Below are 16,903 nucleotides of genomic sequence, written 5' to 3' on the forward strand. Positions count from 1 at the left end.
TGTTTGCTTTTTTTTGAATATTTTTGTCTGATGATTCCGGCTTCAAAAGAAAGAATCCATCAAATGGAAAATCATATTTTTATTACAAAAAATATCTATAAAACTATTGAAGACCGCTCCGAATGGAATGAAGCCTTAGTAAATATCGCAAAATACTGCACAGACAGCAGTTTTGGCGGCGCATCTTTAATTCCATTAGACGAAGACATGTCTGAATGGCGGTTTGGCTCCAATCAGGATCCGAAAACAGAAGAATTATATTACAATCACTGGCGAAACAAATCACCTCTGTCTGTCTATACAAGAAAAAAAATAGAGAATGACTTCCTATATGTTGATGACAGCTTCTTATCTGACAAACAAATCGACAAAATACCGTTTTACATGGAATTTTTAAGAGAATTTGGTGTTCGAAGAATACATCATGCCATGTTCAAAACTGAAAATGGGAATAGGTTTCTACTGTCTGTACAGTCTCCAGACGGATTAACAATACAATCAAGCGCAATCATCAAGCAAAACCTGACAAGAATAATTCCGCACGTTATTCAAGCAGTTGGAACCGGAATCTCCTTTAACAAGAGCAAGAATTTTCATGAAATATTTGAGAATTCCTTCAAAGAAATGCCGTTTGGAATTGCTCTGATTAATTCAGAAAATAAAATTGTATATGCGAACAACAACCTAATCCGGATGGAATCCGATGGAATTTTTATAAAAAACAACACAATCCAAGTGAAAAGCTCTGATGGTAACAGCAAATTTTCTCGCCTTCTCTCCGGATCCGGCGATATTCACAATCCTATAAAAATAAAAACCGAAACAGATAAGATTTTCTTTGCAAAAGTAATAAATGTTTCATCCAAAATGGAACAAACCAGAATGGTTATTTTTTCTATTCACAGAGTCAATTCTGAAACGGAAGCTATCCTGAGCAACCTTTTCCTTACAGCGTCTCAATCAAAAATTGCCTGCCTGATCGCAAATGGGAATTCCATTAAGGACTCTTCTTTGAAAATGAATATCACCGAAGGAACTGCCCGACAGATGGTCAAAGACATTTTTGTCAGGTTAGGCGTCAATAGCCAGAGCCAACTTACGGCTTTTGTTAAGAATATAAGCTTTATAGCTTAGATTTTATTACATACCCCTGCATCAATAGTACCAAAATGATGCAGAGGCAGATTAACAGATCTTCTTATACAGCATCCACTGTCACAGCTGACGGTGCATTTTTCTTAACGGATTCAATCCCGGCATTCCGCGCACCTTCGCTACTGTACGCCTGACTGCTGCCAATCACCTGTCCGTTTGAAGCCTTCAGATTGAAGAATGGCTTTCCAGACGCTGAAATCTTACGCTCATAATGGGCGTCGTCAGGGGCATGCTTCTGAACGGAAGCAATACCATTCACCGCACTGGCTTTCTGCTTGTACCCTTCACTGGCAAGAATATTCTCTCCGTTAGCTGCTTTCAGGCGAAAACGATATTCGCCAGCAGTGTCGGTATAGAGTTCAAATTTTGCACTCATGATCGAGCTCCTTTCAGAACAGCATTCATCAGCAGACCCCGCATACCAGATTCAAGAAGACCTGCTGCTGTGAGCCTGCCACAAAAAGCGCTGAAAAATCGAGTCTGCTCTCAAGCCCGACGGGCAAGTGCCAGCTTAAGGCTGAACAACAAGAAAACGCTGCCGGTCAGGCGGTCCATACGCCGTACGACAGTCGGGCTGGACAGAAAACGTCCAAGAGGAATGGTCAAGGCGACCAGCAGTCCAAGCCATGCAAAAGACAGCAACGCCTGGATAGCCGTTAGCAGGAGCGAAAATTCGCGCACGTTGACATGGGGCGGAATGAACTGCGGCATAAACGTCATGTAAAAGACGCCAACCTTGGGGTTCAGCAGATTGCTCAGCAAACCGCGCCGAAAGGCCAGTCCTGCCTCTGGACGGTTCGTCGGCTGCTCAATGGCTGCTTCAGCCTCTTCTTTCGACAAGGATGATCGGGGATGTAGAAGCAGCTTGATGCCTATCCATCCCAGATAAAGCGCACCTGCCCATTTGACGGCTGTGAATGCTGTCTCTGATGCCGCCAAAAGTGCAGTCAGGCCAAAAGCCGCTCCCAGGCCCCAGACGCCAAGCCCAAGACAGATTCCCATAACCGCTGCCAGCCCGGCTTTCCAGCCAGACGTCGTGGCCGTTCGGAGGGTCATGGCGGTATCCAAGCCCGGCGTAATGGTGAAAACGGCGGCAGTCAGTGCGAAGGCAAGGAGGGGAAGCAGATAAGGATGCATGGCCTGAACCATATACATCCTTTTCCTTCTCCCCAAGGCCTCACCAATTATGCCTGCACAGGCAAGCGGATCAGATAGTCAAAGGCAGACAGGGAGGCCTTTGCACCTTCACCCATGGCAATGACAATCTGCTTGTAAGGCACTGTCGTCGCATCACCCGCAGCGTAGATCCCCGGCACTGATGTTGCGCAATGATCGTTGATCACGATCTCACCATACGGGCTCAGATCCAGGGTCCCCTTCAACCAGTCCGTATTCGGCAGCAGACCGATCTGAACGAATACGCCGTCCGTCTTGATGTGGTGCAATCCGCCATCAGCGTCGCTGTAAGTCAGGCCCGTGACTTCTTTGCCATCACCCTCGATCTTCGTGGTGAGCGCACTCATCAAAACCGTGACATTGGGCAGGCTCAGCAATTTGTCCTGCAACACCTTATCCGCCTTCAGATGCGCACCGCGCTGCAAAAGCGTAACGTGTGAGACGATATTCGCCAGATCAATCGCAGCTTCAACCCCGCTATTGCCGCCGCCCGTCACAACAACAGGGCGTCCCTTGTAGAACGGGCCATCGCAATGTGGGCAGTAGGCCACGCCCTTGGTGCGATATTCCTCTTCGCCCGGAACGCCAAGCTGCCGCCACCGTGCACCGGTTGCCAGAATGACCGTCTTGGAATGCAGGCTCGCCCCACTTTCCAGAGCGATCTCATGCAAGCCACCAATCTGAGCCGCCGGAACAAGTTTGGCAGCTTTCTGGGACGCGATGATCTGCACGTCGTACTGGCGCACATGGGCTTCAAGCGCAGCAGATAGCTGTGGGCCTTCTGTTTCCTTGACGGAAATGAAGTTCTCGATGCCAGCCGTATCCATCACCTGACCACCGAAACGGTCCGCAACGAGGCCCGTCCGCAAGCCTTTACGTGCAGCATAAATCGCTGCGGATGCACCCGCCGGGCCCGCGCCCAGTACCAGAACATCAAATGGTGCAACGTCGTTCAGCTTGGCAGCCGAACGTTCGACAGAAGACGCATCCAGCTTTGCCAGAATATCCGCGACTTCCATGCGGCCAGAGGCAAATGGCTGCCCATTCAGATAGACCTGCGGCACAGACCGAATGCCAAGGCGTTCGACTTCTTCCTGAAAATCCGCCCCATCAATCGCGACGTGATGGATTTTCGGATTCAGGACGCTCATGGCGTTCAGCGCCTGCACAACATCCGGGCAATTCTGGCAGGACTGGGAGAAATAGGTCTCGAAATGGAAATCCCCGTCCAGCGCTTTGATCTGCTCAACAAGATCAGCGTCGATCTTGGGCGGATGACCGCTCACCTGAAGCAGCGCAAGGACCAGCGAGGTAAACTCATGCCCCATCGGGAGGCCGGCGAATGTCACGGCTTCAACCGAACCGGCCCGGCGAATCAGGAAAGATGGGCGGCGGGAAGCAGTTCCGGCGTCGGAGAACGTCACCTTGTTGGACAGGCTGGCCATGTCTTCCAGCAATCCACGCACTTCGGCGGAGCGCTCGTCGGTGCCAAGGGTAGCTTCCAGCACGACGTCACTGCGCAGATATTCCATATAGGCGCGCATCTGGGTTTTCAGGTCGTCCTGAAGCATCGTTTTCTCCAGCAATTTAAAATTGGTGAAATCTTGAAGAGCCCTGTCCCGATGAAGGGACAGGGAATGGTGAGGCGATCCCGCCTCACCCGGCAAAATCAGATCTTGCCGACGAGGTCGAGAGAAGGCTTCAGCGTTTCGCCGCCTTCTTTCCACTTGGCCGGGCAGACTTCACCCGGATGCGTGGCGACATACTGTGCAGCCTGGATCTTCTCCAGCAGTTCCGTCGCGGAGCGGCCAACGCCACCAGCCGTGATTTCGATGTACTGAACCTTGCCTTCCGGATCGAGCAGGAACGTGCCGCGATCAGCCAGACCAGCTTCTTCGATCAGAACACCGAAGTTGCGGGAGATCACACCCGTCGGGTCGCCCAGCATGGTGTACTTGATCTTGCCAATAGCCGGGGACGTGTCGTGCCAAGCCTTGTGCGTGAAATGCTTGTCCGTGGAAACGGAATAGATTTCAACGCCCAGCTTGTCGAAAGCGGCCTGATTGTCAGCCAGATCTTCGAGTTCCGTCGGGCAAACGAACGTGAAGTCTGCCGGATAGAAGAAGAAGACGGACCACTTGCCACGGACGTCTGCATCCGTGACCGTCAGGAATTCGCCGTTGCGGAATGCATCGGTCGAGAACGGGGCCAGTGTGGAGTTAATGCGAACCATCAGAAGGTCTCCTGCTTTGTCGCTCGTGTTAGGTTGCGGAACCTATGTCCCACAAAATGAGAAGGTCAGGAAACAGTTCCTGTCAATATGATTGATCGGTCAAACCGAACAGAGATCAAACCCTCATCACCACTACCTATTTCATATCAGCCCCACTGACCAGTCCTTCAAGCCCACTGACGACGAAAGGCTTCCAGCTTGCCCAGATAGATTTTGCGCTGCGCCGGGCTGATCCAGGCAGCCTCAAAACTGTTTCGCGCCAGCGTCAGAAGATCGCCTTTGCTCAACGCGCCATCGCCCTGCGCCACGACCAGGCTTTCCGCCACATAATCGCTCTTCATGTAGGCGGGATCATCAGACGCGACCGTAACTTTCAGACCCTGATCCAGCATTCCGCGAATGATGTTGATGTTTTCACCATTCTCCCGCAGCCAGCCACAGGCAACCGGGCAAACAGTAAACGCTGTGCCTCGGCGTTTTGCCACAGCCACCAGATCCGGACGCTCCAGAATATTGCCGCCATGATCAATGCGGTCTGCCTGGATGTCTTCCAGCACCTGCCGGATATGTTCATGCGTATCGAGCTGATTCAGGTCACAATGCATCGTCAGGTGAAAACCGGCTTTACGGGCGCGGGCAAACACCTCCCGGAATTTGTCAGGGGGATTGTTCTTCTCGTCAGAGTCCAACCCAATGCCGACAATATGCTGACGGTACGGAAGCGCTGCCTCCAGCGTCTTCATGGCAGACTCAGCCGTCAGTTCCCGCTCGAAGCAAAGAACAAGCTGGGAGTCGATCTTCAAATTGCGGCGGCCATCAGCCTGTGCCCGCGTGAGACCATTCATAACCGTAGCGAACGGAATGCCACGATCCGTATGCATCTGCGGATCGAAGAATATCTCCGCATACAGCACATTCTGGGAGGCTGCTTTGGTCAGATAGGCATATGTGAGGTCATAGAAATCCTGCTCCTTGAGCAGAACGGTTTTGCCCTCATAGAAAATCTTCAGGAAGCTCTGAAGGTCGTGGAAGTTATAACTGGCCCGCATGTCTTCAACCGTGCTGTACGGCAGGGAGACCCCATTGCGCTGGGCCAGACGGAACTTCATTTCCGGCTCAAGCGTGCCTTCAATATGCACATGCATTTCGGCCTTTGGCATTGCATAGATGAAGCGAGTCATGTCATCGCCCGCTCCATCTGAAGCTGCCGCAGCCGATGCACGCCCGGTCAAAGCGATACTGGCTGAAAACAGCATTGTATTTGCCAGAAAGAACCTGCGCCCGAACGTCATCCTGTTTTCCTTTAGCGTTTACGCGGCATCCCCCTGCCCACGACTTTCGTAGGGAGAATGTTGCGCATCCGCTCCGATAACAAGGAGAGAAAACAGGATAGACCGCACGTTAATTTAGATCAGGCCGTCAGACCGCCATCTACCGGGAGGGACGCGCCCGTAATGTAAGAGGCCGCAGGGCTTGCAAGGAAGCCTACGAAATCCGCAATATCAGACACCTTGCCGTAGGAATTCGTCGCGGTGAAACTGCTGATCAGGGCCGCACCTTCGCCGTCAGCCGGGTTCAGATCCGTATCAATCGGACCTGGCTCGACCACATTGACGGTAATCCCCTTCGGCCCCACATCACGCGCTACGCCGCGGGCAAAGCCTTCCAGAGCCGCCTTGGTGGCGGAATAAAGGGAAATACCCGGGAAAGGTGCGCGGGCCCCGAAAGCAGAGCCGATATAAATCAGGCGGCCACCCTGCCCCAGATGTTTCACAGCTTCCATCGTCTCGATCATAACGGCACGAACATTCAGGTTCAGCACCTGATCGATTTGCTCAACAGTCATCTGATCGATCGGCCCGTAAGGATAAATCCCGGCGTTACAGACAAGTGCATCCAGCCGACCGAATGTTTCCACGGCCTTCGTGACAACAGCGCGGTTCCCTTCCGCTGTTCCGCCATTGGCCCTGATGGCAACAGCCTTGCGGCCCTTGGCTTCAATCTTGTTGACGATATCCGCAGCAGCCTTTTCGTTGCTGGCATAAGAGATCGCAACGTCATATCCGTCTGTGGCCAGACGAAGGGCGATTGCGGCCCCGATACCACGGGAACCACCGGTCACGAGAGCAGCGCGCTGTGTCATGGAGTCTTCATCCTTGCTGTGGAAATTCTTTGAAACCTTATACGCTTCGTCAGCAGATGTGTCTTGCCAAGGCCGATGACGCTTTCATGCAAATATAGGAAAAACCGCACTTCCATATTTTGGTGTTCGGTATTATCTATAATTCATGAGTTACGTTCCCCTTTCCGGCCTGTCCCTTCGGGACATCGAATATGTCGTGGCAGTGGATGACCTGCGCAATTTCTCTCGTGCGGCAGAACGCTGTGGTGTGAGCCAGGCGGGCCTTTCAGAGCAGGTCCGCAAGCTGGAGCAGCTTCTGGACGTTACGCTGTTCGAGCGTTCGCGCAGGCACGTCGCCCCCACACCTGATGGAGAGCGCCTGATTGCGCTTGGCCGTGAAGTTTTAACGGCAGCCCGGAATCTTCTGGAAGTCGCACGGACGCGCACCAGTCCGCTGGATGGCATTCTGCGCCTGGGCGTCATCCCGACGCTTGGCCCGTATTACATCCCCGGCACGCTCCCCCATTTGCGGCAGTCCTATCCGAACCTGAATCTGCGCCTGACAGAAGGAACGACGGATACGCTGGTCCAGTCTCTGCGAAACAACGAACTCGATCTGGCTCTGATGGCTCTGCCTGCTCCGTCGGAGGCACTGGAAGCACTTCCTCTTTTCGAAGAGGCTTTTCTGGGGGTTTTTCCGGTTACGCACGAACTGGCTGGCAAGAACAGGATCTCCCTGAAACAGCTGGGTCGACCTGATCTTCTGTTACTGGAAGACGGCCATTGTCTTCGCGATCAAGCGCTGTCCATCTGCCCAACCATTCCCAGACAGCGCGAGACCAGACTGGCCACAAGCCTGGAGATGCTGTGGCACATGATTGGTGCAGGCGAAGGCTTCTCGCTCATTCCCCGGCTTGCTCTGCGTAACCGGATGGATTTTGAGAACCTCATTACCGTCCGCCCCCTTTCCGAACCCGAAGCAAGTCGGACAATCGGCCTCGTGTGGCGCGCCTCAGATCCACGTGCCAGCACCTTCCGGGAACTTGGCATCTTTCTACGGCAGGCCACCCCCGAAGGATGCAAAATGTATCCGGCATGAACCCCGTGAACATCAGGGCGTTTTTGTAAGATATCGCTTTTCCGAAGGCTCTGTCCGGGGAAGCCAAACACTACTGTAGGCCTGCGCCACAAATATGGCTGAGAAAGTCGCAATGCGTATCCAGAAAAGACGCGCCGCATGAAGAACGCCCTGATTGGTACATTTCTGCGGTTGCCGGGTGCACCAGAAACATCAGGCCCTCTTCCAGGCATCCGGATTGATGATCCGACACTCGCTGCGGTTCTGGATTTCGATATTCCGCTTCTGCTGCTCCACGAGGGAACAACGCTGGGCGACAGCCCGGTCTGGGATCAGGACCGCAACAGGCTCATCTGGTCAGATGTCATCTCGCGCAGGGTGATGGCATGGCACCCAGACGGCCATGTCCACACCATTATTGATCCCACGTGGTTCATCAACGGCAATGCCATCCTCCCGGATGGCACGCTGGTGCATTGCGAACAGGGACGTCGCTGCATCAGTCTTTCACAGGACGGTCAGGAAACCCTGCCCCTCGTCACGCACTACCAGGGCGGCCGCCTTAACGCCCCAAATGCCATTGTCACTGGCCCCAATCATACCCTCTGGTTCACCGACCCAATCTTCGGCATCCACTCTGCAAGAGAAGGGTATATCGCGGCACCAGAACTTCCCCATCGTAGCGTGTACCGATACGATCGAAAAACTGGAGATCTGACGCGCATGGCTGATCTGGATCAGCCTGACGCTCTGGCATTTTCGCCAGACAGGAAAACCCTCTACGTCACGGACACATCCAGAAAAATTGGCGGTCACGGCTGCCACATTCATGCATTTGATGTCGGCCGTCATGGAAAGCTGATGGGGAAACGTCCCTTCTACAGCACGGAAAACGGCGTCCCTGATGGCTTGGCCGTAGACCATCGCGGATGGGTGTGGACCACCGCAGATAATGGGATTTACGTGATCGACGCCTTGGGTTGCACGCTCGGGTTCATCCCTCTTCCGTGGTCACCAACGAACTGTACATTTGGTGGCCCGGAGAACAGGCGCCTCTTCATTACCTGCCGTGAAAAACTGGTGGCTCTGGACCTCAGGGACTAAATCCAGAACGCAGTTCTTTAGTTGGACGTATCACAGGCTTTCTTGCTTCCCGGAAAATCGGAGCAGCCAGCCTTACTGGCACCCCACTGATAATCCTTCTCGTCACTTGCCATGCCGTTCGGCTGAACCTGCGTCAAAACAGCAGACAGATCCGAGACGTGTCCGGCCGTGTATGTCAGCTCAACGTAGCCGTTATAGGCTCCGGGCGTTTTGTTCGCGCTCTCGAAATAGGTGGGCTTATGGTCCTTGCCTGGAACACCCAGAATAGACGTCACCTGTGCAGGCGTGGCTTTCTCAAGACTTTTCAGCAAATCTTCCGTGAAGCTCCGACACGTCACTTCCGGTCGCTCGTCTTCACCCGGAAGAGCGGCCCAGCATCCTGCCTGTCCCGGGAACCCCTTGGCGGCAAATGCATTCCCGGACACGCCTATGACGGCACCCGTCACGATTAGTAGACCCATCACCCGCTTTAAAGTCACCATTTTACCGCGCTCCTGCCGATCCATTTTTCAGTCTGCCAAAATCTCTCAGCAGGCATACACTCAACTGGTGGCTTTCGGGTAAAGCCGATTGACCACCTTCTCCATCGTCAGTCCCTGCACGATGATTGTAAAGACCACCACCCCATAGCAAACCGGCAGTAGCGTCTCCCTCAGTTCTCCCGGGGGCAATCCCAGGGCCAATGCCACGGAAATCCCGCCCCGAAGCCCACCCCAGGTCAAAACACCGAGAGCTCTGCCACGCTCACCTTTTTTCAGGTGAACCGGCATTGTGGACAGGAACACACTCAGTCCGCGAACAATCACGGACAGTGGAATGATGATGAGTGTCGCCACAAGGTTGGGCAGATGTGGAGTAATTTCGAGAAGCTCAAATCCAATCAGCAGGAACAGCAATGCGTTCAGGATTTCGTCGATCAGCCCCCAGAACGTGGTGAGCTCCTGGCGGGAATGCTCCGGAATTGCACGCTTGCCTGTATCAGTCGCCAGCCACATCCCCGCCACGACCACAGCAATCGGGCCAGACATGTGCAAAGAGCTGGCGAGGCTGTAAGTGCCCGTTGCCAAGGCCAGCGAAGCCAGCAGATCAATCTGCATGTCCTGCACGCCCCGAATGATTTTCAGGGCGACCCAGCCCAGCACACCTCCCAGCACACCACCACCGACCGCTTCCACAAGAAAACGAACGATGAAGTCCGTCATTGCAACGCTATGGACCTCGCCGGTCGCAAGACCGATGACGGTCCCGTACATCACAATGCCTACGCCATCGTTAAACAGGCTTTCTCCTGCAAAAGTGGCCTGAAGAGCTTCTGGCAACCCCAGCCGACGCAACATTCCCACGACGGAAACCGGATCCGTCGGCGCGAGAATAGCCCCCAGAACGACACACCAGCTGAAGGGAACATTCATGCCCAGAAGCGGAAAGACCAACCATGCTGCGCCTGCCAGAAGCCCCACGGCCAATACCGTTCCCAAGATAGCCAGTGCCGCCACAGCCTTTCCGCGGGAGAGTAGCAGTCCGAGATTAACCTGCATGGCCCCGGCAAAAAGAAGGAAGGACAGAGCCCCTTCCAGAAGCGTTTCTGGAAGATTGACCTGCCCGAGAAGGGTCCGGGGAATGTGCTGAAGGTCGTATCCTGGCACCAGAGGATTGATCAGCATGATCAGCATCGAAATGACCATGGAAATCAGGAGAATACCGATGGTCAGAGGGAGCTTGAAAAGGCGCTCGTTCAAAACCCCGAAACACGTTGCTCCCAGCATCAGCAAGGCAAAAAGACCCAGCGAGTTCATCCGTTCTTCTCCTCCTGACAGTGCATCATGCACTGACCTTCCGTCGCCAGCCATCAATTCCGTTGCGACGCATTTTTATACGGTCCGTCAGAAACAGAAGCTTCTGTAACAGGCAGAGTTTCCTGCGAAAGATTTCAACATACTGCGGTTCAGGACTTTGATGTGCCGTTATTTCGAAGATGCGGCAAACGGTTTGCCAGGAAGCCCGTCACCGCTGCTTCTTCAGCCGACAATCCATGCTCCGGCATATCCAGAACATCCTGTGCCCGTTTCTGAAACGCGGCCCTTAAAGTCCCGTCCAGGTGCCCATCCACCACACAGGGATTAATATAGCTCTTTCGACAGACCGCAGGCGTATTTCCAAGCCGGGCAGCCACGGACTTCACGGCTTCCACAACCTGCTTTTTGGCTTTCGCTTTCGTATCGTAGCCGCTGAAGGCACAGAGCGTGACGGCAGCCAGTTGCGTGGCAGCCCAAGTGCGAAAGTCTTTGGCCGTAATGTCTTCACCAGTGATGGTCTGAAGGTAGTCGTTCACATCCTGTGAGTGCACATCGTGGCGTTCACCGTTCTCATCCAGATACTGGAAGAGACGTTGCCCCGGGAGATCTTCGAGCCGTGACACAAGCCGCGCCAATCTAGCGTCAGACAAATCCAGATGCTGCTCAATCCCATGTTTGGCCCTGAAATCAAGCGTGACGTGCTTTCCGGTCACATCAACATGCCGGTGCCGCAGCGTCGTCAGGCCATAACTACGGTTTTCACGCGCATACCGGTCATTTCCGATACGAGCCATCGTCCGTTCCATGATGAAGACAATCGCGGCCAGAACGCGGTCCCGGTCCAGCTTCTTTCGCGCCAGATCCTTTGCCACCTGCGCTCTCAAGGCAGGAAGATGCTCACTGAAGACAAGCATTCGACCGAACTTGGCGACGTCCCGGGTTTCCCGCCATTTGGGATGATAGCGATACTGCAACCGCCCCCGCGCATCTGTGCCAACAGCTTGGAGATGACCATCGGGATCAGCACAGATCCAGACATCGCGATAAGCCGGAGGAATTCCCAAGCGTTTCAGGCGCCCGATAACGCTCTGGTCCGTGATGCGCTCCCCGGCAGGATCGTAATAGGCGAAGCCTTTGCCGGCTCGTCTGCGGGTAATTCCTGGTTCCGTCCTGTCCACATAATGCAAACCCGCGCGCCGGGCCTGTTTTTGTTCAGGTGAAAGTCTTGCTGTCACGGTTTCGCGGTTCCCTGTCCGTCCAACTGTAACAGCGTGCTGCTGGAACCGGAGTTTCGTCAGATCTGCTTACGCTTCCTGATACTTCCTGACATGACACCTGCTTTTCCACAGGTGACTTACAAGAAGGGCATTACGGGTAGGGAATACAGATGTGAAACGACTGTTGTTGGGATGCAGTATGCTCCTACTCGCAAGCTGCGCATCGCATGCACCATCCGATATGTCAGAAACTGCTGACAGCAACGACGGCCCACCATTCAGTCAGACGGGCAGCGGGCCTGGTGGAGGCCGTGGTGGTGGCGGTAACAGCATCTGGTCTGATGTGTTTCGCACCGCCTTACAAACTGGAATGGGCTTCGTTCACCACTGAACGAAGCCAGCCCCTTACTTGTCTTCGTAACTCAGTCGCCACTCAGCAGGCTCTGCATCCGCAAGGCCGTACCATTCCTTCATGAGCGGATGGTGCAACATGCTCTGAACCCAAGCTTTTACAACGGGGTCAACATTAAGTTGATACGTGTGAATCCGGATAGCGACGGGCGCATACATGCAGTCAGCCACCGTCAGGACGTCCCCGAACAGATACCGCGTGGCCGTGCCGGAGCGCAGAAGTGCCCCCTTCAGGGTCTCACTCAGCAGAGCAACATCCTTGGACAGGTCTTCGCTGATTTCTGACAAAGGCGCTGGAACACGCTCCACATCCATCGGGCAATTCTGCCGGATTGGGCGGAAACCGGCGTGCATCTGGGCGCTGATGCTGCGGGCATGAGCACGCACCACACGGTCCTGCGGCCAAAGAGACGGCTCATGCTCGGCGCAGTATTCGCAGATGGCCAGACTTTCCCAGACATGTGCGCCATCATGCTGCAAATACGGCACCAGCTTGTTGGGAGATAGTGCGTGGATTTCCGTGGTCTTGCCACCGCCCTTGAGAGCAATGACCTTCTCTTCCACATCCAGCTTCGCCAGCTTCACGGCCAGCCAGCCTCGCAGGGACCAGGACGAATACCGCCGCGAACCGATCAGAAGTGTCCCTGCCATGTTTACGCTCCCGCCAGAATAAACCCGCCGCCCAGAACACGGCTCCCATCATACAGAACACAGGCCTGCCCCGGGGCCGGCATGGCTGGCTCCAGCAGTTCGACCAACGCGCCACCATTTTCAAGAGGCTTCACCACCGCATCCCGGAGCTTCTCCCGGGCACGGATCTGCACGCCACAGGATACACCTTCCGGCGGAGCATCAATCAGCCAGTTCATATCCCGCAGACGGATCGCCTTGCGCGTCTCAACTTCGGTCGCCTGAACGCGAGGTCCAACAACAATCCGGCGCTTTGGCACATCAATCCGCGTTACCATCTGGCGTTCGCCAACGGCCGTATGGATGTCTCCCAGCCGCTTGCTCTGACCAACCGTATAGCGCGCAACGCCTTCATGATGCCCAAGGACCTTGCCCTGTTCATCCACGATCTCGCCTTCACCCCGGATTTCGGGACGAAGCTTCTCCACGATATCAACGTAAGACCCGCTTGGGACGAAGCAGATGTCCTGACTGTCCGGCTTGGCCGCGATTTCCAGCCCTAGCTCCTGCGCCAGTTCACGCACATGCGCCTTGTCCGGCATCTCGCCAAGCGGGAAGCGCAGGTAATCAAGCTGGTCTTTCGTCGTCGCGAACAGGAACCAGGTCTGGTCCCGCTCTGCATCAACGGGGCGATGCATTTCAGCACCAGACGGACCTTCAACACGCCGGACGTAATGTCCGGTCGCCATCGCTTCACAGCCCAGATCGCGGGCCATGCCCAGAAGATCCGTGAACTTCACGCCCTGATTGCAGGCCACGCACGGCACGGGAGTTTCCCCACGCGCATAGGCGTCCGCAAAGTTCTCGATCACGCTATCCCGGAAGCGGCTTTCCGCATCAATGACGTAATGCGGGAAATCCAGCTTATCCGCCACGGCGCGGGCATCCATAATGTCGCGTCCGGCACAACAGGCCCCCGGCTTGGACGCCTGACCGTGATCGTAAAGCTGAAGGGTCGCGCCGATCACCTCGTGGCCCTGCCTTTTGAGCAGCGCGGCCACTACGGAGCTGTCCACGCCTCCTGACATGGCAACGAGGATACGCATGGTCTTCAGCCCGCCTTTGGAAGCTGAACGGTCAGGCCGTCCAGATCTTCGGTCATAACGATCTGACAACCCAGACGGGACGTCTGCTCAAGGCCGAAGGCCAGATCAAGCATGTCCTCTTCATCGTCGGTCGGCTCGGACAGCTTGCCAGCCCATTCCGGGTCCACCACGACATGGCACGTCGCACAGGCAAGGGAGCCTTCGCAGGCACCTTCGAGGTCAATGTCATGCTTGTGAGCGATTTCCAGCACCGACAGGCCGACAGGCGCGTCAACTTCACGGCGGGAACCGTCACGTTCGATAAAGGTCATCTTGGGCATGGGCTGTCCGTCTTGTTTCAGTCTCTTGAAGGTTGGCAGGTACGGACAGCCTCGATCAGAAGAGCCGCCGCACGGTCAATACCGGGCTTGGAGGTAGAGCGTCCGACCGACAGGCGCAAGCACCGCGATGCTTTCTCTGCAGAAAGTCCCATCGCCGTCAGCACATAAGAGGGGGTAATTTCTGCGGCCGAGCAGGCTGACCCCGTAGACATGGCAACTTCCGGGACCCGTTCAAGGATGTCCGTCGCCCGCACGCCTGCCGGCAGACAGAAATTCAGCGCACCCGGCAGGCGCGAAACTTCACGTCCATTCAGTTCACATCCCGGAAGTGCCGTTTCAATCTGGCGCCACAGATCATTCCGCAGGGCGGAAATCTGCAAAATATCCACATCCAATCTTTGTTTCGCCAGCTCCGCAGCTTTCCCGAACCCCAGGACAAGAGGGGTAGGCAACGTGCCTGAACGAAAGGCCCGTTCCTGCCCTCCCCCGGAAAAGAGCGGCTGTAGTCGCACACGGGGACGACGCCGCACATAGAGGGCACCGATCCCCTTGGGGCCATACATCTTGTGCGCGGAAAAAGACGCCAGATCGATACCATCCAGCGAAACAGGCAGCTTCCCGGCCATCTGCGCCATGTCAGTGTGAAACAACGCCCCAGTCTCATGGGCGATTCGTGACAGGAGTGGAATGTCCTGCAGGATGCCCGTCTCATTATTCGCCGTCATGATGCTGACAAGCAGTGTCGGCACCGACAGTGCCTCCCGCAGAGCCTCGGGATCAACACGCCCTTGCCCGTCCACTCCCAGGATAAGAGGGTCAAAGCCTTCAGTCTCCAGATCCCGAACGGATTCCAGAACGCATTTATGCTCAGTAGAGACGGTAATGACGCGACGACGCTCATTGCCCATACGCTTCAGGTGGCGAGCGGCTCCCTTGATGGCAAGATTGTTTGCTTCGGTGGCTCCAGACGTAAAAACGAGCTCCCGGGCTTCAGCCCCGATCAGGTCAGCGATAGTCTGGCGGGCTGCATCGACAGCCTGCGCCGCTTTCTGGCCCGGGCCATGAACACTATGTGGATTCCCAAAATCCTCCGCGAACCAGGGCAGCATGGCTTCCACAACCTCAGGGGCGCAGGGCGTTGTGGAAAAATAGTCCAGATAAATCACGCTATACCTTCCACTGACCAGCACAGATCGTTACGGCTCCAGATATAGATGGGCTTTTCAGCCTCGAACCCTGTTTCAGGCAGAGAATGCCTCATGGACCTGATCCCCTTGGCAGCACTCTGTTTGCCATCACCTTCGGTATTCTACTCCTCAGCCTCATTTCCCCTTCAAGCCGATGGATCAACGCCCGCAGCGCCCTTCTGGAAGAGCAGGCCCAAAAACTCAGGCTGGAAAATGACCACATGAGCGCGCCTTAACGTTTATTCAAACGACGCGCCATACGCTCATAGGCATCACAAAACGCGTCAACCTGCTCTGCCCTCACATTCCACGGCAACGACACTCGTATGGCCTGAGAGGCCCCGGTCGTCTCGCCCATCGCCGTCAGAACATGAGATGCCGCTACCTTTCCAGAAGAGCATGCCGATCCGGCAGACACACAAAATCCTTCCAGATCAAGCGTCATGAGCTGCACCTGTGCGGCAACCCCGTCGAGGATCAGGCAGCTTGTATTCGGCAGGCGAGCGACCTCACGCCCGGCAACACGGGCTCCCGCAGCCACCGCCACCTGTTCGACGCGCTCCCGCAGTGCCTCAATAGCGGACCAGTCCTGAGCCTGCGCCTCATTAAAAGCAGCAGCCATGCCCAGAATAGCTGGCAAAGGCTGCGTTCCTCCTCGCCGACCGCGCTCCTGACCACCGCCCACCATCAGGGCATCAATCGGTTCATCCCGTGGCAGCAGCAACGCACCTGCGCCTTTTGGTCCGCCCATCTTGTGCCCCGAGAGAGCAACGCTGCACTCAGTCAGGCTGAAAGGCAGTCGCCCAGCGCTCTGAACCGCATCCACATGCAGATGTGCGCCCGAGTCGCGGCAGAGTGCAGCCACATCCTCCAGTGGCGACAAAACCCCGGTCTCGTTATTGGCGGCCATGACACAGACAAGTGTTGGTGCCCCATGCGCGAGATGCTGACGGAGAGTTTCAAGGTCCAGAATGCCCTGGCCATTCACCGGAATAACGTCCGCATTCGGGGCGGCCTTACGAACGGCATCATGCTCCGTTGCGCCGATCAGTATCCTACGCCCCTGACCGAACGCATGAATGGCCATTGCGTCAGCCTCCGTGCCACCTGATGTGAACACACAGGTCCCGGAAATCCGCCCGAAACCTGCACTGATACGACTACGGGCATCTTCAAGACATCGCCTGGCTTCGCGCCCTTCCGCGTGGACCGAAGACGGATTGCCGGACAGCAGCAGACCGGACAGCACAGCCTCCCGCGCTGCGGGGCGCAGAGGCTCGGTTGCATTGGCGTCAAGATAGGTCGGAGCAGATGCGTTCGTCATGTTCTCTAGATCGTGCAGAGTTGCAGGAATCGCAATCCCGAGTC

At 55.4% G+C, this 16,903-nt stretch carries 18 protein-coding genes; 4 read left to right on the forward strand and 14 right to left on the reverse strand.

Features of this window, described 5'->3' with window-relative positions; translation table 11 throughout:
• Positions 1 to 30 precede the first annotated feature (30 nt).
• Entirely contained in the window at positions 31 to 1,134 is a 1,104-nt protein-coding gene (locus R5H23_RS08615; RefSeq protein ID WP_244591116.1) for a LuxR family transcriptional regulator, read from the forward strand.
• 64 nt (positions 1,135 to 1,198) lie between these two features.
• Here R5H23_RS08615 and R5H23_RS08620 read toward each other — a convergent pair whose 3' ends face one another.
• The 6 genes from R5H23_RS08620 to R5H23_RS08645 all read right to left on the reverse strand — a co-directional run bounded on the left by R5H23_RS08620 (position 1,199) and on the right by R5H23_RS08645 (position 6,707).
• Positions 1,199 to 1,531: a YegP family protein gene (locus R5H23_RS08620; protein WP_317215145.1), complete on the reverse strand. Its 333-nt coding sequence runs from the start codon at positions 1,529 to 1,531 to the stop codon at positions 1,199 to 1,201.
• 110 nt (positions 1,532 to 1,641) lie between these two features.
• Complete coding sequence (locus tag R5H23_RS08625) at positions 1,642 to 2,304, reverse strand: LysE family translocator (protein WP_233126093.1); 663 nt, start codon at positions 2,302 to 2,304, stop codon at positions 1,642 to 1,644.
• A gap of 35 nt (positions 2,305 to 2,339) precedes the next feature.
• Positions 2,340 to 3,902 carry an alkyl hydroperoxide reductase subunit F gene (gene ahpF, locus R5H23_RS08630; protein ID WP_317215146.1) on the reverse strand — a complete coding sequence of 521 codons (1,563 nt, stop codon included), beginning with the start codon at positions 3,900 to 3,902 and terminating at the stop codon, positions 2,340 to 2,342.
• A 98-nt stretch (positions 3,903 to 4,000) separates the two neighbouring features.
• Entirely contained in the window at positions 4,001 to 4,564 is a 564-nt protein-coding gene (gene ahpC / locus R5H23_RS08635) for an alkyl hydroperoxide reductase subunit C (protein WP_046900770.1), read from the reverse strand.
• Between the two features lie 167 nt (positions 4,565 to 4,731).
• Positions 4,732 to 5,856, reverse strand: a complete 1,125-nt coding sequence (add, locus tag R5H23_RS08640) for an adenosine deaminase (RefSeq protein WP_317215147.1) — start codon at positions 5,854 to 5,856, stop codon at positions 4,732 to 4,734.
• A 119-nt stretch (positions 5,857 to 5,975) separates the two neighbouring features.
• Positions 5,976 to 6,707, reverse strand: coding sequence for an SDR family oxidoreductase (locus R5H23_RS08645; protein WP_317215149.1), 732 nt, complete (start codon positions 6,705 to 6,707; stop codon positions 5,976 to 5,978).
• 145 nt (positions 6,708 to 6,852) lie between these two features.
• Here R5H23_RS08645 and R5H23_RS08650 point away from each other — a divergent pair, with 145 nt between their 5' ends.
• Positions 6,853 to 7,785 carry a hydrogen peroxide-inducible genes activator gene (locus R5H23_RS08650; RefSeq protein ID WP_086633398.1) on the forward strand — a complete coding sequence of 311 codons (933 nt, stop codon included), beginning with the start codon at positions 6,853 to 6,855 and terminating at the stop codon, positions 7,783 to 7,785.
• A gap of 138 nt (positions 7,786 to 7,923) precedes the next feature.
• A complete protein-coding gene (locus R5H23_RS08655) occupies positions 7,924 to 8,868 on the forward strand; it encodes an SMP-30/gluconolactonase/LRE family protein (protein WP_317215150.1) in 945 nt (314 codons plus the stop codon).
• A gap of 17 nt (positions 8,869 to 8,885) precedes the next feature.
• On the opposite strand, the gene R5H23_RS08660 is transcribed toward R5H23_RS08655, so the two are convergent.
• The 7 genes from R5H23_RS08660 to R5H23_RS08690 all read right to left on the reverse strand — a co-directional run bounded on the left by R5H23_RS08660 (position 8,886) and on the right by R5H23_RS08690 (position 15,514).
• Entirely contained in the window at positions 8,886 to 9,350 is a 465-nt protein-coding gene (locus R5H23_RS08660; RefSeq protein WP_317215151.1) for a hypothetical protein, read from the reverse strand.
• 60 nt (positions 9,351 to 9,410) lie between these two features.
• Positions 9,411 to 10,664: a sodium:proton antiporter gene (locus tag R5H23_RS08665; protein ID WP_046900764.1), complete on the reverse strand. Its 1,254-nt coding sequence runs from the start codon at positions 10,662 to 10,664 to the stop codon at positions 9,411 to 9,413.
• A 149-nt stretch (positions 10,665 to 10,813) separates the two neighbouring features.
• The gene (locus tag R5H23_RS08670; protein ID WP_264649122.1) at positions 10,814 to 11,899 is read right to left on the reverse strand and encodes a DNA topoisomerase IB; all 1,086 of its coding nucleotides are present in this window, start codon (positions 11,897 to 11,899) and stop codon (positions 10,814 to 10,816) included.
• A 387-nt stretch (positions 11,900 to 12,286) separates the two neighbouring features.
• Entirely contained in the window at positions 12,287 to 12,943 is a 657-nt protein-coding gene (locus R5H23_RS08675) for a glutathione S-transferase family protein (protein ID WP_317215152.1), read from the reverse strand.
• Between the two features lie 2 nt (positions 12,944 to 12,945).
• A complete protein-coding gene (gene mnmA, locus R5H23_RS08680) occupies positions 12,946 to 14,028 on the reverse strand; it encodes a tRNA 2-thiouridine(34) synthase MnmA (protein ID WP_046900760.1) in 1,083 nt (360 codons plus the stop codon).
• Positions 14,029 to 14,033: 5 nt separating this feature from the next.
• On the reverse strand, positions 14,034 to 14,348 hold the full coding sequence (locus tag R5H23_RS08685; protein ID WP_046900759.1) for a ferredoxin family 2Fe-2S iron-sulfur cluster binding protein: 315 nt from the start codon (positions 14,346 to 14,348) through the stop codon (positions 14,034 to 14,036).
• Positions 14,349 to 14,365: 17 nt separating this feature from the next.
• Complete coding sequence (locus R5H23_RS08690; protein WP_317215153.1) at positions 14,366 to 15,514, reverse strand: cysteine desulfurase family protein; 1,149 nt, start codon at positions 15,512 to 15,514, stop codon at positions 14,366 to 14,368.
• Positions 15,515 to 15,600: 86 nt separating this feature from the next.
• Here R5H23_RS08690 and R5H23_RS08695 point away from each other — a divergent pair, with 86 nt between their 5' ends.
• The gene (locus tag R5H23_RS08695; protein WP_317215155.1) at positions 15,601 to 15,771 is read left to right on the forward strand and encodes a hypothetical protein; all 171 of its coding nucleotides are present in this window, start codon (positions 15,601 to 15,603) and stop codon (positions 15,769 to 15,771) included.
• Here R5H23_RS08695 and R5H23_RS08700 read toward each other — a convergent pair.
• A complete protein-coding gene (locus R5H23_RS08700; protein WP_317215156.1) occupies positions 15,768 to 16,859 on the reverse strand; it encodes an aminotransferase class V-fold PLP-dependent enzyme in 1,092 nt (363 codons plus the stop codon). The genes R5H23_RS08695 and R5H23_RS08700 overlap by 4 nt on opposite strands.
• Between the last annotated feature and the right edge of the window lie 44 nt (positions 16,860 to 16,903).

Origin of the sequence: Gluconobacter sp. GP1, assembly GCF_032913585.1 — a bacterium.
In the GTDB taxonomy this organism is placed as follows: domain Bacteria; phylum Pseudomonadota; class Alphaproteobacteria; order Acetobacterales; family Acetobacteraceae; genus Gluconobacter; species Gluconobacter cerinus.